General features: G+C 52.0%; 15 protein-coding genes and 1 pseudogene. 5 read left to right on the forward strand and 11 right to left on the reverse strand.

Going from position 1 to position 20,404, the window contains the following annotated elements; genetic code table 11:
* The 3 genes from OGV52_RS23500 to OGV52_RS01240 all read right to left on the reverse strand — a co-directional run.
* Nucleotides 1–134, reverse strand: a 134-nt coding sequence (locus OGV52_RS23500) for a T6SS immunity protein Tli3 family protein (RefSeq protein WP_502873806.1), incomplete at its 3' end; no start/stop codon positions are given.
* A 9-nt stretch (nt 135–143) separates the two neighbouring features.
* Nucleotides 144–2,240, reverse strand: a complete 2,097-nt coding sequence (locus OGV52_RS01235) for a T6SS effector phospholipase Tle3 domain-containing protein (RefSeq protein WP_200108560.1) — start codon at nt 2,238–2,240, stop codon at nt 144–146.
* Nucleotides 2,233–4,773: a type VI secretion system Vgr family protein gene (locus tag OGV52_RS01240; protein ID WP_287107962.1), complete on the reverse strand. Its 2,541-nt coding sequence runs from the start codon at nt 4,771–4,773 to the stop codon at nt 2,233–2,235. The genes OGV52_RS01235 and OGV52_RS01240 overlap by 8 nt, the downstream gene beginning before the upstream one ends.
* Before the next feature lie 549 nt (nt 4,774–5,322).
* Between OGV52_RS01240 and OGV52_RS01245 the strand changes: the two genes are divergently transcribed.
* From OGV52_RS01245 to OGV52_RS01255, 3 genes are read left to right on the forward strand one after another with little or no spacing between them, the layout of a single operon-like run.
* Nucleotides 5,323–6,006, forward strand: coding sequence for a D-lyxose/D-mannose isomerase (locus OGV52_RS01245; protein ID WP_016155384.1), 684 nt, complete (start codon nt 5,323–5,325; stop codon nt 6,004–6,006).
* Between the two features lie 14 nt (nt 6,007–6,020).
* A complete protein-coding gene (locus OGV52_RS01250) occupies nt 6,021–6,881 on the forward strand; it encodes a ketose 1,6-bisphosphate aldolase (RefSeq protein WP_016155383.1) in 861 nt (286 codons plus the stop codon).
* Entirely contained in the window at nt 6,878–7,882 is a 1,005-nt protein-coding gene (locus tag OGV52_RS01255; protein WP_087121875.1) for a carbohydrate kinase family protein, read from the forward strand. Before OGV52_RS01250 ends, OGV52_RS01255 begins: the two co-directional genes overlap by 4 nt.
* A gap of 14 nt (nt 7,883–7,896) precedes the next feature.
* On the opposite strand, the gene OGV52_RS01260 is transcribed toward OGV52_RS01255, so the two are convergent.
* Nucleotides 7,897–8,628, reverse strand: a complete 732-nt coding sequence (locus tag OGV52_RS01260; protein WP_019077857.1) for a response regulator — start codon at nt 8,626–8,628, stop codon at nt 7,897–7,899.
* Nucleotides 8,629–8,916: 288 nt separating this feature from the next.
* Here OGV52_RS01260 and fdhF point away from each other — a divergent pair, with 288 nt between their 5' ends.
* Nucleotides 8,917–11,064, forward strand: a complete 2,148-nt coding sequence (fdhF, locus tag OGV52_RS01265; protein ID WP_153689814.1) for a formate dehydrogenase subunit alpha — start codon at nt 8,917–8,919, stop codon at nt 11,062–11,064.
* 103 nt (nt 11,065–11,167) lie between these two features.
* Nucleotides 11,168–11,857 carry a Sel1 family TPR-like repeat protein YjcO gene (gene yjcO / locus OGV52_RS01270; protein ID WP_016155379.1) on the forward strand — a complete coding sequence of 230 codons (690 nt, stop codon included), beginning with the start codon at nt 11,168–11,170 and terminating at the stop codon, nt 11,855–11,857.
* A 50-nt stretch (nt 11,858–11,907) separates the two neighbouring features.
* On the opposite strand, the gene gltP is transcribed toward yjcO, so the two are convergent.
* From gltP to nrfA, 7 genes and pseudogenes are all read right to left on the reverse strand, one after another.
* Nucleotides 11,908–13,221, reverse strand: coding sequence for a glutamate/aspartate:proton symporter GltP (gene gltP, locus OGV52_RS01275; protein ID WP_016155378.1), 1,314 nt, complete (start codon nt 13,219–13,221; stop codon nt 11,908–11,910).
* Nucleotides 13,222–13,565: 344 nt separating this feature from the next.
* On the reverse strand, nt 13,566–14,186 hold the full coding sequence (gene nrfG / locus OGV52_RS01280; protein ID WP_047416048.1) for a heme lyase NrfEFG subunit NrfG: 621 nt from the start codon (nt 14,184–14,186) through the stop codon (nt 13,566–13,568).
* Nucleotides 14,183–16,394 (reverse strand): annotated as a pseudogene (gene nrfF, locus OGV52_RS01285) (heme lyase NrfEFG subunit NrfF). Before nrfF ends, nrfG begins: the two are co-directional and overlap by 4 nt.
* A gap of 8 nt (nt 16,395–16,402) precedes the next feature.
* A complete protein-coding gene (gene nrfD, locus OGV52_RS01290) occupies nt 16,403–17,359 on the reverse strand; it encodes a cytochrome c nitrite reductase subunit NrfD (RefSeq protein WP_016155452.1) in 957 nt (318 codons plus the stop codon).
* Nucleotides 17,356–18,027: a cytochrome c nitrite reductase Fe-S protein gene (gene nrfC, locus OGV52_RS01295; protein WP_016155373.1), complete on the reverse strand. Its 672-nt coding sequence runs from the start codon at nt 18,025–18,027 to the stop codon at nt 17,356–17,358. The genes nrfD and nrfC overlap by 4 nt, the downstream gene beginning before the upstream one ends.
* Entirely contained in the window at nt 18,024–18,590 is a 567-nt protein-coding gene (nrfB, locus tag OGV52_RS01300) for a cytochrome c nitrite reductase pentaheme subunit (RefSeq protein ID WP_005132587.1), read from the reverse strand. The genes nrfC and nrfB overlap by 4 nt, the downstream gene beginning before the upstream one ends.
* 44 nt (nt 18,591–18,634) lie before the next feature.
* Complete coding sequence (gene nrfA, locus OGV52_RS01305) at nt 18,635–20,071, reverse strand: ammonia-forming nitrite reductase cytochrome c552 subunit (RefSeq protein WP_287107964.1); 1,437 nt, start codon at nt 20,069–20,071, stop codon at nt 18,635–18,637.
* Nucleotides 20,072–20,404: the final 333 nt, after the last annotated feature.

A 20,404-nucleotide genomic window follows, 5' to 3' on the forward strand; every position in this document is an offset into this window, starting at 1 on the left:
TCATATCCGATCAGTTCCAGATAACGATTATCATCAAATCGATAAATAATCTGTGAGGGTGATTTTGTACAGGCAGAGACGGCGCATAGCGAGATTGCTCCGATTATTATTTTTAACATACTTCTCATTTTCATTATTTATCCTTAAACGTTAAGCGACTCAGGCATATCCCATTGCAGATTGGAAATCTCTGTATTATATATTTCATTATACTTGGCAGGTTTAACTGTAGTTGAATGATAGAACTCGTTAACCACACCAAATTTCCCCTTTGGCAAGATGTCATCGGGTTTATTCATATAATCTTTTGTATCTGCTTTATTCAGGATACCCGTATCATAATAATCAACAGTCTTTTGCAGACCATTTTTCTTCATACGCCAGTCCCCACGGCGAAGTAGTTTTACCCAGAACTCACCATTTTCGTAATCAAATGCCCTGCATATCCCCACCGCTAGATCGAAGGCCATTGCTTTCGCTGGGGCATCTTTTGACATGACAATAGAGGAATGCTGGCTGTAACCAACAGGGTCTGAGTGCATCCATTCTTTTTTCAGTTCATCCGTCGTTTTTTCATAAATCAGCTGTACGGTTTTATTGTATCCCCCTCCAAGGACAACGCCTTTGGTATAACGCTTACCATATTTATTGCTGAACATTGTGAGTTCTGCTGGTGTTAATTCCCGACCTGGCTGTAAAAAATCGAAACCTGCGCCGCTGAGACTTTTAATATCTGTCTCAGTACGGGAAATAGTAGTGGCTTTTGCAGAAAATGAGATGACCTGATCGGGGGAATCAGGCTCTAACGAATATTTATACTTGCTCTCACCCCCCTGTAGTTGATGCTTAAAAGTAACGGGAAGTTGTTCACCATTAATCACAACATCGGAAAACGTATATTGTTTAGTAAAACCCGTATCCTGATTAAAACTTCCCTTTTTTAACGTCGGCATTTCAAAAGGCACGCTTTGGGGGCTACAACCTATATCGGGGCCATTTTCGCAGAAAACACGCTGGCGCAAATTCTCTATACCACTCGCAATGTCGTGAGGTATGCCTCGCCAGCCAAAACCCTGCACGTTAAGTAATGAGACAACACTGTCATTGGGGCAAAAATAGTTATACACCTTGCCGAAGTTATTGCGGGTATAGAGCTTATTCTTGCGCCATTGAGAATGGGTTTTACTCAGACATGTTGCGCCTTCTATATCATCAATTTCCGCTCCGGTGTGGTATTCTCCTTTGCCATATTTATCGTTTGTCGCCATCAAATGACAGAAATTTTTAAACGTCTGCTGACGGGCGCGATCCGTCTGGTGATGTCCGGGGGTCGCACTCTCGGCAAACGTATTTTCAAGCGCATAGGGGGAGTGATTAAGAATAACGCAATCAACGGGGTCCGCCCCTGCTTCTTTAACCAGCATATTGGCAAGCATGGTAATGATCGTTCCCTGGGAGTGCGCAACAATATTGATAGGATCGAATTGGGTTGCCGGTTCTCTTCGAATCATCAGGATTAAATCGGCCAGCCGCTGCGCGGCAAAAAACTGATAAATACGGTGAGGGTTATCATAAATAGGATGCGTAAAATCCCCACCATTCATATGAAATGAAGTAAATCCTGCAGCGCCATTCGTTAGGCCGCCGGAGCCCGGGCCTAACATATCCGGAATAGTGGTTGTCGCATTCGCAAAGGTACCACCGCCTTTGGCATACACATCGTCGAGAACATTACCGAAATTATCATTCTGATATTTCAACGTGGTTTGAGGAATGTGTCCTAACTTTGCCAGCTTCGTGGCGTCATCTTCCTGGTAGGCATTGTAAGGAAGCTTTGCGGCGCTGCCTGATTTAGCCAGCTCATCACGATAACGCCGCTGGTCCTCGATATACGTTGCATGATCAACAGGTTTATATCCCCAGTAAAATGGGATCACCGGACTGCGCCCAGGCATTTTCACCTGCTGCTGTTCGCCATCGCCCATATCCATTTTGAACTGGTGCCATTCATGCGGATACATATCCGTACGGCCCATACGTTCATTCAGGCCGGCAATGATCCCCTGCTCCTGATTTTGATACGCCTCGCCCACATCGTTAACACCATGAACAAGGATCACAATACAGGGCATAGGGTTTTTAACCGCCACTTCGCAGACTGCCATTTTTCCGCCGGTGGATTTAGGCACGCCTTGTACCCCCGTCGCCACGACTCGCGGATTAAAGGGACTGTTACTCATTTGGCAAAATCTCCATTTTCATTTCATCCATTTCCGTCATATCCAGTAACGGCGTCATGCCTTCATCGTCGGTAACACCTTCAATGATTTCACCGGAGGCCTTAGTCAGTCTGAATTTTGTCTTTTTCAGAACATCGTCCGTATTCCCATAACCATGTAATTTAATGCGGCGGTGAAACTGGTCTTCCTGAAAAACGGGGGATTTATCTTTAACGGATTCCGGCCCACTCCAGTCAAGAATGGTGCCTTTCAACTGCACTTTAGCGGGAGAGAATATTTTTACTGAGCCATCTTCATTTATTCGGATACCGCCCCCCCCGCACAGCAACTGAATATTCTTTTTGGCGCTGATGGTCACATTGCCGTTCATACTTTGAATATGAAAATGCTGATCGGAAAGCAGGCCCATTTCACCACGCTGCGCCTGGACGGAAATATCATCTTTTGCGGCAATAATTTTGATCCCGATCGCTCTGCTGAAAAGCGATAAACCCTGTCCGACAGCCATGGAGAGTTTTTTAAAAACATTAAAACTGCCGTTATTGGCCGCATTCAGCGACAGATCTTTGTTTGCCGACAGCGCCATGGTTTCTGGTGTGAGCAGAGCCATACCTTGATCGGCATAGGCCACCAGCCCCGGCTGAGTCAACTGTTCAAGTGCGGCGTTAAGCTGCTGCTGTTGCCCCATTTCGACGTTTAACGCTTGCGCCGTCAGGGCGCTCTGCTGAAGAGAGGTTGCCAGTACAAGCGCAGCCTGTAGCTGTTGAACAACTGCGTTCATATCGAGCTGCTTGCCCTGGGCTTTTGGCTGCGCCTCTGTCGTCAGCAATATTCCCTTTGCGGCTCTCAACACCCCCCGCTCATCGGTGCGCAGTTCTGCGCCTTCACCGCGCGGCTTACCACCAGCATCAACAAGGTGGCCCATGTTCAGCTGGGTTTTAGCGTATTCGGTACTTAACTTGACGTGTTCCTGTCCGCGTCGGTCCTCCATCCGCAGCTTATTGTGGCCCGCAGTACGGATTACGTTGCGGGTATTGTTACGGCTGGTGACGAGGTCAGGCTTTGGAGCATGATGCAGCGCATGGGCAATGAAAGGCCTTTCCGGATCACCACCTTCAAACGCAATGGCAACTTCCGCCCCCTGAATGAGCGGGAAGTGATGACCATAAGTATCACCGGCATAAATCCGTGCCAGACGGACGGGCATACTTTCATAGCCTTGCTTATGTTGGTCGAGGTCAAAATCAAACTTCACCCAATAGCGCCCCTGCACATCAATATGGGCATATTTGTCATTGTCTATTCGGGAGGAAACAATTGCGGGAACCGTACCCACGATACGCGGTCGGGGTAGTGGCTGCGACCGAAAGCAAACGCGCTCACTGTAAGGAATACCGATCAGTTGGGATTGAAGGGCGGCATCACGCCTCCCCGTCACCCGCATTGCCGTTACCACAAATCCTGAAGTAAACGCTTGCGGAATAGTACCGTCGATTTCAAGCACCATACCTGGCGCGATCGACGGGCTGGTGGTCACCCCGCTTAAAACAGATTGATTATTAAGAATAATTTCGTGATGCAGTTTGGCGTAGAACCAGCTGGATTCGCCCGGTTGTTCCTCTGTAAATTTCGATCCCGGCTGGTGGTGAATATCCGCATAACGATAATCCACTCCATACGTCGTCGATGTTTGTTCAGCCCCATCGGCATCAGCATTGAGTATTAGCGAGTTGGCAAGCCGGTAGTCAAAGTTCTTTGCTTTAACGGCTGCGGAGACAACGTTGTGCTTTGATACCAGCTTATCGATCGCGTAATCATTTGCTGTCAGACCCGCATGAGATGCATGCATAATCTTTTGATCGAAGATGTACCGGCTTTGGGAATCACTAAAGATAAGCACCATAATGTGCGAAACCGCATGATGATTTTCAATCCTGAACCAGATCCCAACTTCTGACAGGATGCGGCTGACAAACGCTAAATCTGATTCCTCCCACTGTACGATCATTTCCCGGTCAGGATAGGTACAAAGAAGCTTATCAAAGTCGATTTCATAATCAGCAAAAAAATGCTCTTTGAGGATCTGCGTTACCAGTTTCGGAACGTTAATATTCAGGTAAATAGCCGATCGCCTGCGTCGTGAGAGTAATGCAAGCTTATGCTCCAGCCTGATTTCGTACAGTGATTCATCCGCTGAAGTGCTAATAAGTGAACATGATGTAATAACCCCTTCTATTTGCCGTTCATTGATCCACATTGCAGAACCCTGAACATATTTACTCCATTTATTATTAGGGGCTCTAATTTGTAGCATAGCTTCAATATTAAGAAGAGATTCTGGAGGGATATCTTTACATTTTGAAGTGAATGTTATTTTATAACTATATGGTTTGCTTAGACTTTCCTTTCCGTCAATTGATTCAACATCAAGTACACCTAAATTTACCGACCCTCTGATGGTTAATAAGTATTTATTTATACTATCATCTGAAATCATACCTTCAAGATTATAGAAGCCAGAACCTTTTTTCATTATCGCATCCCTTGCAGAAAGACAGTAATACATAAAGAATAAAGTTTAATCAGCATACCAACAAGACTACTAAGAAGGTTATTTTTTACTAAAAAAATATTTTAAAACTAAACAAATAGTTATTAGAAAAGTACGTAGTACACTTATGATATATAAACAATCGGTTAACTAACGACATTTTATATTCAATAGCAGCAGATTTTAATAAGATTATTTATATTTTGTATTATTCATTTTTAATCGCGAGGCAACACGCCAGCGCTCACATCCCAATGACTGCAGAAAACTGAGATTCGACTAAAAAAACAAACATATTAAGATAATGATTTACAATAACATTTGTGAAAATGCTCTTTTTATTTATCATTTTATTGAATGAATCACATCACCACATAGAAAAACACAATAAAATATAACTATTCCCTATTCTGCTGTGAGGGAGAGGTAACCGGATTGTGTCCATTTTATCCATGGGAAAGCTTTTGATTTTCTCCCTCTTCTTTGAGAGAGGGCCGCATAAAGGTCATCTTATCAGCCACAGGAGAATCAATGAAACGCTCAGCAATAAACGAAATCCTTGGCCACACGCGCCAGTTTTTCTCTCTGCACGACGTGCATCTCCCCCCTTTCGCCAGTTTCCCGCCGACCCAATGGCGCAAGCTTGATCCCGCCGCCTGGAGCGAAGTTTTCGACCTTAAGCTCGGTTGGGATGTCACCGCGTTTGGCGGCAACAATTTCGCCGCGCAAGGGTTAACGCTGTTTACCCTGCGTAATGGCTCGCCGAAAGGAATGCCTTACGAGAAATGCTACGCCGAGAAAATCATGCATGTTCGCGATGCGCAGGTCACGCCGATGCATTTTCACTGGCGTAAACGCGAAGACATTATCAATCGCGGCGGCGGTAATTTAATTGTGGAACTGTGGAATGCGGGGATCCGAGAACAAACGGAGGACAGCGACGTGAGCGTGGTGATTGACGGCTGTCGGCAAACCCATGCGGCAGGCAGTCAACTGCGCCTGACGCCGGGTGAAAGCATCTGCCTGCCGCCGGGCCTGTATCACAGCTTCTGGGCGGAAGAAGGTTTTGGCGACGTGCTGGTCGGCGAGGTTTCTTCTGTTAATGACGACGACCACGATAACCATTTTCTGCAACCGATCGCCCGCTATAACGACATTGAAGAAGACGAACCGGCGCAGCTGGTGCTGTGTAATGAGTATCGCCTGTTCCGCTAACCAAGGAGCGCATTATGCCGTTGATATCTCTCGCCGATGGCCTTGCCCATGCCCGCGAGCACCGCTATGCCTTAGGGGCGTTTAACGTTCTGGACTCACACTTCCTGCGCGCGCTGTTTGCCGCGGCAAAGCAGGAACGTTCGCCGTTTATCATCAACATCGCCGAGGTGCATTTTAAATATATCTCGTTGGATTCTCTGGTCGAAGCGGTCAAGTTCGAAGCCGCGCGGCATGACATTCCGGTAGTGCTGAACCTTGACCACGGCCTGCACTTTGAGTCGGTGGTTAGGGCACTGCGCTTAGGTTTCAGTTCAGTGATGTTTGATGGCTCCACGCTGGAGTATGAAGAAAATATTCGTCAAACCCGCGAAGTGGTGAAGATGTGTCACGCCGTCGGCGTATCGGTGGAAGCCGAACTGGGCGCGGTGGGAGGCGATGAGGGCGGCGCGTTGTATGGTCATGCCGACGAGTCGCTATTTACCGACCCGATGATGGCGCGTGATTTCGTCGACAGAACCGGGATTGACGCGCTGGCGGTCGCCATTGGTAATGCACACGGCAAATATAAAGGCGAACCGGTGCTCGACTTTCCACGTCTGGACGCCCTTCGCCAGCAGGCGGCGATCCCACTGGTACTGCACGGCGGTTCCGGCATCAGCAACGACGATTTCAAGCGCGCAATTGAACTCGGCATTCACAAAATCAACTTCTATACCGGCATGTCGCAGGCGGCGCTGTCAGCAGTAGAGACAAGAATAGCGAATCGTCAGCCCCTGTACGACGAATTTGCCGAACTGCTGCTCGCCATTGAAGAGGCCATTACCGATACCGTTTCAGAACAGATGCGTATTTTTGGCAGCGCGGGACGGGTCTGATGGAACGCAGAGGCGTTATCGCCGCAGGCAACATGCTGGTCGATCATGTGCATCAAATTGTGCAGTGGCCGGAACGCGGCTGGCTGGCGGAAATCATCCGTAGCGAACGCGCGACGGGCGGTGCGCCGCTGAACGTACTGCTGACGCTGGCGAAAATGCACACCGGACTGCCACTGCAGGCAGTGGGGTTAATCGGTCAGGATAGCGACGGCGACTACATCATGGCGATGCTGGAGCAGTATCATGTTAATCGCCAACATGTGCAGCGCACGACTTTCGCCCCCACGTCGATGTCACAGGTGATGACCGATCCCAGCGGTCAGCGCACCTTTTTCCACTCGCCCGGCGCCAACCGGCTGCTGGATCTGCCCGCTTTTGAGCAACTGGATACCTCGATGAAAATCTTCCATCTTGGCTATCTGCTGCTGCTCGACAGTCTGGACATGCCGGATGAGGAGTACGGCACGCGTAGCGCACGGCTGCTGGCGCAAATGCGCGACAACGGCTTTGAAACATCACTGGATCTGGTTTCACGCAAGGGCGACCCGCGCTATCAGCCGTTGGTGATGCCAGCCCTGCGCCATCTCGACTATCTGGTAATTAACGAGCTGGAAGCCGGGGAATTCAGCGGGCTGGAGATCCGCCAGCCCAACGGGGAGCTGCATATTGCGCACATCGCCACCGCTGCGCGCGAACTGCTGAATGCGGGCGTTCGCCAGCGGGTGGTTATCCACTGTCCGGAAGGCGCCTGGGGTGAAGCGCCGGATCTGCCGGGCGTCTGGATCCCGTCACAGTACCTGGCGCCGGAGGAGATCGTTGGCAGCGTCGGGGCGGGAGATGCGTTTTGCGCCGGATTTTTGTATGGCTGTCATGAACGCTGGTCGCTGACGGACAGCGTCAGGCTGGCACACGCCTGCGCACGGGCCAGTTTGCTGTGCGCCAACGCGATAGACGGCGCGAAAACGTTGGCAGAGCTAAAAGCCGATATAGCGTCCTTGTAAGCCGGATAAGACGTTTACGCCGCCTTATCATGATGCTGAACGTCGGCGGCAAACACATAGCCCAGTCCGCGCAGGGTTTTGATCAGCATCGGCTGATGCGGGTTGTTCTCTATTTTTCGCCGTAACCGCATGATTAGCACGTCAATGGTGCGGTCAAACACCTCAACGCTGTCGCTGCGCGTCAGTTCCAGCAGCTGTTCTCGGCTAAGTACCCGGCGGGCGTTTTGGGCCAGCGCCAGCAGCAGGCTGTATTCCCCCTGCGTCAACTCCACCTTCAGTTGCTGAGGATTATGTAACTGGCAACCGGCGGTATCGAGATGCCAACCGTTAAAAGAAAGCCCCGTGGTTTGCGGGCTGCCGCTTTCTGCCGTTAACACGCCGACGCGTCTGAGTACCGCCTTTACCCGCGCCACCAGCACCCGCGCATTGAACGGTTTACCGATGTAGTCGTCAGCGCCCATTTCCAACCCGACAACCACATCCGACTCGCTGCCAAGCCCGGTCAGCATCACCACCGGTAATCCGGGTCTCATCTTTTGCACCTGCTGCAGCACCATCAGACCGTTAATATCAGGCAACATCATGTCCAGCAATACCAGAGCGATTTCCGGCTGAGTCTCAATGCAGCGCAGCGCCTCCTGCCCGGTGTGACATGCGGTCACTGCAAAGACGTGTTCGCTCAGCACATCCTGTAAAAGCGTGCAGACAGCGATGTCATCATCCACAACCAGTATGGCTGGCTTCATTGTTTTTCCCCATTTCTGGCCAACTTAAATGAGTGTGATTGATTCTGCACAGAGTGACAGCGATAAGGCACAAGGATGTGTGGGAAACATAACCTCGGTCACACTGCCGGGCCGTCACGTATTGGAGATTCGTCACGTCAAATATGACGACAGCCTGTTTTTCGTCAGGGTTTTGCGCAAAATTCGCCCGTAATATCGACTAATGCCCCTGATAAAAACATGGCATAAAAGATGCATAACTCAAGCGACAAGCGCGTATGCGTGATTTGATTAACTGGAGCGAGACCGATGAAAAAAGTCGTCACGGTTTGCCCATATTGCGCATCAGGTTGCAAAATCAACCTGGTGGTCGATAACGGCAAAATCGTCCGGGCTGAAGCGGCGCAGGGGAAAACCAACCAGGGTACCTTGTGTCTGAAGGGCTACTATGGCTGGGATTTTATCAATGATACCCAGATCCTGACCCCTCGTCTGAAAACCCCAATGATCCGTCGCCAGCGTGGCGGCAAACTGGAATCCGTTTCCTGGGATGAAGCGCTTGATTACGTCGCCACTCGTCTGAGCGCCATCAAAGCGAAGTATGGCCCGGACGCTATTCAGACGACCGGTTCATCTCGCGGTACGGGTAACGAAACCAACTATGTAATGCAAAAATTCGCGCGCGCCGTTATTGGTACCAATAACGTTGACTGCTGCGCTCGCGTCTGACACGGCCCTTCGGTTGCAGGTCTGCACCAATCGGTCGGTAACGGCGCAATGAGTAATGCTATCAATGAAATTGATAACACAGATTTAGTGTTCATCTTCGGGTACAACCCGGCGGATTCCCACCCGATCGTGGCGAATCACGTGATTAACGCTAAACGTAACGGGGCGAAAATTATCGTCTGCGATCCGCGCAAAATTGAAACCGCGCGTATTGCCGATATGCACATCGCGTTGAAAAACGGCTCGAACATCGCGCTGCTCAACGCTATGGGTCATGTCATCATCGAAGAAAAACTGTACGACCAGGCGTTCGTCGCCTCCCGTACCGAAGGATTCGAAGAGTACAGCAAGATTGTCGAAGGCTACACGCCGGAGTCCGTCGAAGATATCACTGGCGTTAGCGCACAGGATATTCGTCAGGCTGCTCGTATGTACGCCACGGCAAAAAGCGCGGCCATCCTGTGGGGCATGGGTGTTACCCAGTTCTATCAGGGTGTGGAAACCGTGCGTTCACTGACCAGCCTCGCAATGCTGACCGGCAACCTCGGTAAGCCAAGCGTGGGCGTTAACCCGGTTCGTGGCCAGAACAACGTTCAGGGCGCATGCGACATGGGCGCGCTACCGGATACTTATCCGGGCTATCAGTATGTGAAAGATCCGGCTAACCGCGAGAAGTTCGCTAAAGCCTGGGGCGTGGAAAGTCTGCCTGCACATACCGGCTATCGTATCAGTGAACTGCCGCACCGTGCGGCGCATGGCGAAGTCCGCGCGGCGTACATTATGGGTGAAGATCCATTACAGACCGATGCTGAACTCTCCGCAGTGCGCAAAGGCTTTGAGGATCTGGAACTGGTCATCGTGCAGGATATCTTCATGACCAAAACTGCCGCTGCCGCAGACGTTATTTTACCGTCTACGTCATGGGGCGAGCATGAAGGCGTCTTCTCAGCGGCTGACCGTGGCTTCCAGCGCTTCTTTAAAGCCGTTGAGCCGAAGTGGGATCTGAAAACGGACTGGCAGATTATCAGTGAAATCGCCACCCGTATGGGCTACCCGATGCACTACAACAACACCCAGGAAATCTGGGATGAGTTGCGTCATCTGTGCCCGGATTTCTACGGTGCCACTTACGAGAAAATGGGCGAACTGGGTTATATCCAGTGGCCTTGCCGCGACACCTCAGAAGCCGACCAGGGTACGTCTTATCTCTTCAAAGAGAAGTTCGATACCCCGAACGGCCTGGCGCAGTTCTTTACCTGCGACTGGGTAGCGCCAATCGACAAACTCACTGAGGAGTACCCGATGGTGCTGTCCACGGTGCGTGAAGTCGGCCACTACTCTTGCCGTTCGATGACCGGTAACTGTGCGGCGCTGGCCGCGCTGGCGGATGAACCGGGCTATGCCCAGATCAACACCGCCGACGCAGAACGCCTGGGCATCCAGGATGAAGAGCTGGTGTGGGTTAACTCGCGTAAAGGCCGGGTCATTACCCGTGCAGCAGTCAGCGATCGTCCAAACAAAGGCGCGATTTACATGACCTACCAGTGGTGGATTGGCGCATGTAATGAGCTGGTAACCGAGAACTTAAGCCCGATTACCAAAACGCCGGAGTACAAGTACTGTGCCGTTAACGTTGAACGCATTGCCGATCAGCGCGCTGCCGAGCAGTATGTCATTGATGAGTACACCAAGCTGAAAGCCAGCCTGCGCGAAAGCGCGATGGGTTAGTCCGTTTACGTAACTGTTCTGCAACAGCCTCCGCCCGGAGGCTGTTTTTTTATCCATACGATCTCTTTATACTGTTCATTCCGTACCCTAAATAAAACTCAAAATGAAACAACTCATTGCATTGATGTTCTTTATGACATTCTTTGCCCATGCCAGTGATACTGAGCCAGGAAGCCAGTACTTACAGGCCGCTGAGGCAGGGGATCGTCGCGCACAGTACTTTCTTGCCGATACCTGGTTCAGTTCGGGCGATTTGAGCAAAGCTGAGTATTGGGCGCAAAAAGCCGCCGACAACGGCGATGCCGACGCCTGTGCGCTACTGGCGCAAATCAAAATTACGAATCCGGTCAGTCTGGATTATCCCCAGGCTAAAACGCTGGCGGAAAAAGCAGCCAAAGCAGGCAGTAAAGCGGGAGAACTTACCCTGGCGCGGATTCTGGTCAACACCCAGGCTGGACGTACCGATTACCCTAAAGCCATTACCTTGCTGCAAAACGCCTCCGAAGACCTGGAAAATGACTCCGCCGTCGACGCGCAAATGCTGCTCGGCCTGATTTACGCCAACGGTGTGGGCATACCCGCTGATGATGAGAAAGCGACGTGGTATTTCAAACGAAGCTCAGCCATTTCCCGCACCGGTTATTCCGAATACTGGGCTGGGATGATGTTCTTAAACGGTGAACAGGGTTTTATCGTGAAGAATAAACAGAAGGCGCTGCACTGGCTGAATCTGAGCTGTATGGAAGGATTCGATACAGGCTGCGAAGAGTTTGATAAGTTAACAAACGGGTAATGATTTGCATTGCCGGATGGCACTACGCTTATCCGGCAAGCTGTCATGAATTACTGATTAGCGGTCTTATCAAATCTACCCAGCACGTCGCGCTCATAGGCCAGCGCTTTCTTGCGGTCAAATTTGTGCTCCCACTTGGCGATAACCAGTACCGCCAGCGCATTACCCACCACGTTCAGCGCGGTACGCGCCATGTCGAGGATACGGTCAACACCGGCGATAAACGCCAGGCCTTCCAGTGGGATCCCCACGCTGCCCAGCGTAGCCAGCAGCACCACGAATGATACGCCCGGCACACCCGCAATCCCTTTTGAGGTCACCATCAGCGTCAGCACCAGCACGATTTCCTGCCACAGCGACAGGTCGATACCGTACAGCTGCGCGATAAAGATAGCGGCGATACTCTGGTACAGAGTTGAACCATCAAGGTTGAATGAGTAGCCGGTCGGCACCACAAAGCTGGTGATTGAAGCTGGCGCGCCATAGGCTTCCATCTTCTCAATAATACGCGGCAGTACGCTCTCGGAGCTGGCGGTAGAGTAAGCCAGAATCAGCTCGTCTTTCAGAATGCGGATCAGGATCCAGATGCTCAAGCCGCAGATGCGCGCCACGATCCCCAGCACCACCAGCGCGAAGAACAGAATGGCGAAATGCACCAACAGCACCAGCTTCGCCAGCGGCCACAAGGAGGCAAAACCGAAGTTCGCGACGGTAACGGCAATCAGCGCGAAAACGCCGACTGGCGCGTAGCGCATAACCATGTGAGTGACTTTAAACATGGTTTCGGAAATAGAGCGAAATACGGTAACCAACGGCTCGCGGTGAGTTGCCGGCAGGGAAGACAGACCTAAACCAAACAGCACCGAGAAGAAGATAATCGGCAGCATATCGCCTTTTGCCATCGATGCGACGATGTTGGTTGGCACCAGTGACAAAATTGTCCCCATCAGGCCATGCGCGTGGCTCTGTACTTCTGCGGTCGTGCTTTGATATTTCGAAATATCCACGGTCGCCAGTTGCGACATATCCACCCCGGTGCCTGGCTGGAATACATTCGCCAGAGTGATACCCAGGATAATCGCCACGGTGGTGATTACTTCGAAATAGATAATAGTTTTGGCGCCAATACGGCCCAGCTGTTTTGCATCACCGACCCCGGCGATACCGACAACCAGCGTAGAGATAACAATGGGCACCACAATCATTTTGATCAGATGGATAAAGATATCGCCCGCCGGTGACAGCAGGTTTACAACCAGCCATTCACGGCTGTCACTATGGTAATGCAGGTAACTCCCCAGCAGAATGCCCAGCACCATAGCGATCAGAATCTGCCATGCCAGGCTGACTTTCAAATTTTTCATAACAACGGACTTCCTCGATGGAGCGCTATTCCACATGCGGTGTGTGGTAATAGTACATACTGAAAGGGTATGAATTGTGTTGCGTTCGTTTATGGAGTTTTTTAACGCTTATTATCATTATCATTTGCGTACTGTCTCGCGCAACCCTCCAGGAACAGAGCCTTCAGCTGAATTTATGCATAAAAATGCAATTTTATCGGGGTATTGATGAATAACTTTTTGTTATAAAAGAATTTTAATATGTTCAAAAATGAAGAAGTCATGGCGTGAGTTTTTTTTGCTCATTTGTTCGTTCGCCTGTTTTTTAAACAGGCCAAATGATACCAATCACAAAAGAAACAAATTTATTTTTGCCGATTCTGCAACAACTTCGCCATATTAATAGAGTCAATGAGCTGTGCCCGGTTCACCCTCGGCGAGTTTAAATCCATAACTTTTTGCCACACTGAAATGGCCTGGGCGTAGTCTGCCTGCATAAACGCATCTGAGGCTAACAGCATCAGTGCTGTGACCTCTGTCGGGTCCAGCGCCAGAGCCTTATCAATCATCTCGCGAGTGGGCGGTGTCATATGCTGCCCGGCCTGGTAATACAATACCGTTGCCAGCGCTGAATAGATCTCAGCATTTTCACCCCCTACACGCAGCGCCTGCTCGTAGGCCAGCAGCGCATTATGATACGCGTTTTGCCAAAGATAGTACTCACCGAGTTGCGCCCATTTCACACCGTCCTGTGGATTAGCACGAATTTGCGATTGCAGCAAAAGCAGCTGTTTTTCCTGAACATTTTCATCAGTGAACGCATGTAATGGGTCCGCCAGCCGCGTCTGTTCCTGACGCACCGCCTGCCATTTTGGCGTCAACAGATAACCTCCGATGCAGGCCACAACCATCAGCACCGTCGCAGCGGTCAGCCACTTCACGGGGAGTGGGCGTAACGGCGCAGGGGAATGGTTGGACTGGCTCATTGCACATCCTCCTCTACGCGCTGACGCCTTCTCACCCGCCAGACCACCACGCCCACCAGTAATAACAGCAGGCACGGCAACGCCCACAGCAGCAGCGTTTGCTCATTCAACGGCGGGTTGTAGCGCACAAAATCACCGTAGCGATCGGTCATCCACGTCGTTATCTCGGCTTCACTTTTCCCTTCCGCCACCATGCTATAAACCTGGTGGCGCATACTGACCGCTACCGGCGCATTAGATTCCAGCAAGTTTTGGTTTTGACACTGTGGACAGCGCAGTTGGCTGGCAATAGACAACGCTTTTTCCTGTTGTTGCGGGTTGGCAAAAGTCCATGTGTCCACAACCTGGGCATGTGTCGCGAAGGCGATGAAAAACAAAATGATAGCTAACAGTAAACATGTTCTGCCGGATGGCGCTGCGCTTATCCGACCTACCGTTTTCACACCCCGTTCGCCGCCATCCGGCAACGCGTTGATTAGTTTATGCATCGCGCTTTCTCCCTCGCCATCCGCTCAGCAGCGCACCAAAGACCATTAACAGTCCCCCGCCCCAAATCCAGCGCACGCCGGTCTGCACGTACAAGCGCATGGCATAACGGTCCGGTCCGGTTTTTTCGCCGATTACCGCATACCAATCATGCATCAGATTCCAGCGGATCCCCGGCTCCATCATCTGTTGACGGCGCGCGGCATAGAAGCGTCTTTCAGGCTGCAGGCTGCCAATGCGTTTCTCATTTTGCCACAGCGTGATCTGCGCTTTTTCACTGGTGTAGTTACCTTTTGCTTCCAGGTCGAGACGCTCAAAACGAAAAATATAGCCCGCCAGTTCCACCTGCTGCCCGGGGCTCAGATTCAGGCTTATCTCCTGACGACTACCGCTGGAAAAGACGATCCCCGCCGCAAACACCAGCACCCCGGCATGCGCCAGCAGTGCCGGAAGCTGGCAACGCACAGGCACTTTGCGGCTTCTGATCGTCGCCAGCACGATAACCAGCAGCATCAGCAGGCCAAAGGGCAGCGTAGCACGGTTAAAGTACGGTGCGCCCACGGAGAGCCGCCCCCAGCCGAACAACCCGTAAATCATCGGGTAAAGGGTGCCAATCAGCACAATCAGCAGCACCGCGCAAAAAAGTAATAGCGCGACCAGAATCAGCATCTCGCGCGACCAGCCGCCAAAACGCGCATTCTGGCGGACCTGCTGTCCCCGCCAGGCATACAGCCCGAGCGATGCCAGGCTCAATACGGTAAACAGCGCAAACAGCGGCGTGGCGCGGACGTTATCCAGTGCAAAAGCGTGCACGGAAACGAGAATGCCGGAACGCACAATCAGCGTCCCCAGCAGCGATAAAATCAGCGTGACGATCGCCAGCAGCAGCGACCAGTGGCGGAAGATCCCACGTTGGCGCGTGATGAACAGACTATGCAGCAGCGCACTGGCGGAAAGCCAGGGTAATAAGGAGGCATTTTCTACCGGGTCCCAGAACCACCAGCCGCCCCAGCCCAGCTCGCAGTAAGCCCACCAGGAGCCGAGGATAATCCCCAGCGTCAGCGCACACCAGCCAGGCAGCGCCCAGCGCCAGCACACCCCGGCGCTCTGCGCATTAAAGTCACCGCGCAGCAGTGAGGCCAGCGCCACACCTGCCGCCACCATCAAGCCACCGTAACCCAGGTACAGCAGCGGCGGATGGAGGATTAACCCGAGATGTTGCAGCATCGGGTTAAGGTCGCGCCCTTCAATGGCTGGCGGGAAGATACGCACGAACGGATCGGACCATACCACCACAAACAGCAGCAGCAGGGCCGTTATCAGAGCGAGGACGCTGAGCGTTAACGGAAACAGCAGGTCGGAATCACGCCGATAGCGCAAGGCGAACAGCGCGCTCCAGCCAGAAAGAAACAGCACCCACAGCAGCAGCGATCCTTCATGCCCGCCCCACACCGCCGCCAGTTTTAATCCCCACGGCAGCAGGCTGTAGCTATGCTGAGCAACGTAGACCACCGAAAAGTCGCTGGTCAGAAAACAGAATATCAGAATGGCAAAGGCCAGCAGCAGCAGCGAAAATTGCGTCCACATGCCCACGCTTGCCAGGCGCATTACGCCTTGCCAGCGCTGGCGGACACCCACCAACACGGCAAGCGGGGTCAACACGTTGACCCCGAGGCTTAACAACAGTGCCAGAAAACCGGCTTCAGGAAGGAGAACGTCCAGATATCACCTTACGCAACGGTTAGCTGACCCGCATAGAGAATAAAAAAGCGCAGCAGCAGTACGCCGGTCAGGCTGGCGCCGCACACTGCCAGCACGCCATGAAACGTCGAACTGCGGTTGGCCCAAGGTTTTAGCAGCATCGGCAGTATCAGCCCAAGCCCGGCCACGCCCAGCCAGAACCACCAGGTCCAGAATCCACCGCCCAGTGCCGCCGCCAGCGCGCGCATTTTGCCGTCATCGCCCAGCGCCAGGCCGACGAAAAACGCCGCCAGCAGGAAGATCTCCAGCCATACCACCGGGACTTCCATGCGATGCACAAAGTGCGCTTCGGTACTGTGCGGATTGCTACGATGACGTAACGCCATGGCGATCAGCGCCACCGCCGCGCCGGAGGAGATCCCGGAGAACAGAAACAGCACCGGCAGGATCGGGTTATTCAGGAACGGGTAGGATTTCAGCGCCGACAGCAGAAAACCGGTGTACGCCCCGAGCAGGACCGCCAGCACCAGCATTAACGTCTCCAGCGCGCGATGAAACGGCGCAATCAACGTCAGCATTTTCTGTACGATCCCTAATCGCGGCAGCCAGCGCTGTTGCAGAGCAATCACCTCTTTTTCAAAGATTTTTGCCAGCCACAGCACCAGCACCACCATATACAACTGGAACAACATGACTCCCATCGACATCACCGAAGTGAAGCTGTAGTGGAACATCAGTTTCCAGAAGGTCCATGGACGCGTCAGGTGGAACACCAGAATCAGCAGACCGAAGATAATCGCCCCCGGCCCTAACACCAGCGTAGTGCGTAGCAGCGTGCTGTCAGAACCGCCCGCCTCCGGATGGAAACGACGCAGCAGAATCGCCAGCGTGACCAGTCCGGCGGAGATGCCAATCAGGAACAGATAGATGGCAATGGGCCAGTCCCACACCAGTGATTCAAAATGAAATGCAGAAGCGGATGTCATTGGCTCACCTCCCCAAATTTAAAGGGAACGCGGTAGACCTTCGGTTTTGTGCCCAACGCCAGCTTGTAACGGTAGGTGGTTTTCTGCAGCAACAAGCGGGAGATATCGCTGTTGGGATCGTCCAGATTACCAAACGTCAGCGCCTTCGTCGGACACGACTCAACGCAGGCGGGCTGCTTGCCCGCTTTCAGATTGGTTTTCCGACAGAAATCGCATTTATCCGCCGTTTTGCTAACCGGATGGATAAAGCGCACGCGATAAGGACACGCGGCGATACAGTACTGGCAGCCAACGCAAAGGTCCGGGTTCACATCCACAATACCGCTGGCGGCATCGCGATACGATGCCCCCGTCGGGCAGACGTCAACGCAGGGGGCATGGTCGCAATGCTGGCACGAATGACGGAAAAAACGATACTTCACATCAGGAAACGTCCCCTGCGGCTCGCTGCGAATAATCGTCAGACGCGATACCCCTTCCGGCACGTTGTTTACTTCCCGACAAGCATCCATGCAGGCCGTACAGCCGATGCATAGTGACTCATCATGTACCATACCGTAACGTACGCCGTTGATGTTCAGCGTCTTCGCCACAACGCGTCCCGCCGTCCCGCTCACTGCCACCAGCGCGCCGACGCGGGTGATAAACTGGCGACGAGAGCAACTCATGGATGCTCCTTAAGCAACGGAACCGACGCCGGGTTAAAGTTCGGATTGTTACGCTGATCGCTGTGGCAATCGACGCAAATCTTGATCCGTCCTTTATCACTTAGCGTCTGCATCGTGTCTTGCTTCGGATGCAGTGAGTGACAGCTGGCACACGCCACTTTGGTTACGTGGACATCGTGTGGCCAGAACGCTTTTTGTAGCTGCTCAGGCAGGTGGCAGGACATACAGACGCTGTTCTGCTGTTCAACGTTGTACATCGGCTCATTAAAGCGCATCACATCCTTCACCCCTTCACGGTGGTTCGGTGACGGCTGGCCGTGACAGTTGGTGCAGGTGACCGGCAGTTTGTTATTCGGGTTGATGACTTCTGCATGCTTACCATGCATACCTTCGGTATCTGGCTTGTGACAATCCAGACAGGCGGCATCCGGATTACGCTGTTGGGTAACCGTCCAGCGTTGATCCGACTCCTGCGGCGTTGGCGTGGCAGTGATTCCACTCAGGCTCCAGAACAAGCCTGACGCCAGCACCCCAGCAGTTAATAACGAACGTAATACGCTCATATTCACTCCGTTGAGTTATCCGCCCCTGACGGGGCGAAATGGGGTTATTGGCTTAACAGACCGTTTTTACGCGCCTGATCTTCCCACTGCGGAATCACCGTTTTGATGAAGTCCTGCTTCTCAGCATTGATTTGCTGCATGTTCAGACCAATCGCCGCCTGGGCTTTCTCTTTGGTAGAGATATCCGGTAACGGGATTTCATGGGTGATGCCTTTAGTCGCCAGCAGACGGACCAGTTTGGTACGCGCATCGGCGGCTTTATCCATGGCGCTACCCAGCATCCGCAGCCCCTCTTCCGGAGCGTGCATGTGAATACCGTGTGAGGCGATAGACAGGTCCCAGCGCCATTGTGCGTGACGGATATCTTCCAGAATCGGCTTCATTTCCGCTTCAGTCGCACCCGCATCCCATGCAGCTTTCGCTTCGAAGTGCGCATGAACCAGCTGATCTTCAACCTTGATTTTCAGGTCATGAATAGCCTGTTTACGCTCGGCGACCACTTTTTGCAGGGACGCTTTATCCTGGGTGTGGCAGTTCGCACAGGTCTGAGCAAAGCTATCGAACGGGTTACCAATCTTATGGTCGGTGTAGATCTTGCCTTCCGCGTTTTGCACTTTCGGCATGTGACAGTCGATACAGGTCACGTTGTTCTTGCCGTGAATGCCCGCGCTCCAGGTTTCATATTCCGGGTGCTGCGCTTTCAGCATCGGCGTTTTCGACAGGGAGTTGGTCCAGTCAGAGAAGGCGATGGTGTCGTAGTATTTCTCCATGTTCTCGACTTTCATGCCCTCGTCCCACGGGAACTTAACGGCTTTGTTTTTACCGTCGAAGTAGTATTCCACGTGGCACTGACCGCAGACCATGGATTGCTGATCAAAGCGACCGGCTTTCTCAAACGGTTTGCCGATTGCTTCCATCGCGCGTTCTGCATAAGGACGCGACAGCGTCAGCTCTGGCTTGCCTTTGGCGAAGTCTGGTGACGCAGTGTTATGGCAATCTGCACAGCCGAGGTTGTTAACAATTTCCGGACCGCCGCGCGCCCATTTACCGTGGAAGTAGCCATCTTCACCATCTTTCTGGATCAGACGCGCTACGTCCGGGCTTTTACAGCTCCAGCAGGCCATCGGCAGCGGGCCGTCTTCAGCCGTTTTTGGTGCGCCGGTACGTAAGGTTTCACGTACATCGGTCACGGCATAGGCGTGTCCACGCGGTTTGTTGTAATCGCGCGAGAATGGATATCCCGCCCACAGGATCACCATACGCGGATCTTCTGCCAGCGCATCTTCACGGGCTGATTGCTCAGACGTGGCTTTCCAGGAGAGATATTGATCGGGATGCTGAGGAGCGAAGGTTTCATTCTTCGCTTCAACGGTGACGGTTTTTGCGGGTACAGGAGTTTGTTCAGCGTGAACAGCAGAAATAAATAATAAAGGTAATAACAGGCTGAAGAAACGGCGTACGCGTGATTTTATCCTTGCCATAGGGGTCTCATCCAGATGACGCCATTATCTGCAATGGCGGTTCTTTTATTGTTTTCCATAACAGCAACCACACGAATACTGTCATGACATTGCTCCACCCTATTTGTAACAAGAAACCACACTGAAAATGTTGTTTTTAATCAATTGTAAGTGTATGTAAAATACCACTTTAGAGTTATAAACCCCCTCTAACTCCTCACTCTTTTGTCTAATTCAGAGATAGATCACCTTTTCAATAATCCTTTAGATAACTACATGTTATCGCGAGATTTAATCAATTTTTGCTAGTTCCCTTCAAAATTAAGTTTGCCGCTAATTTGCACAATTCGTTTA

It is taken from the genome of Citrobacter sp. Cb041 (genome assembly GCF_030336655.1).
Lineage (GTDB): Bacteria > Pseudomonadota > Gammaproteobacteria > Enterobacterales > Enterobacteriaceae > Citrobacter > Citrobacter braakii.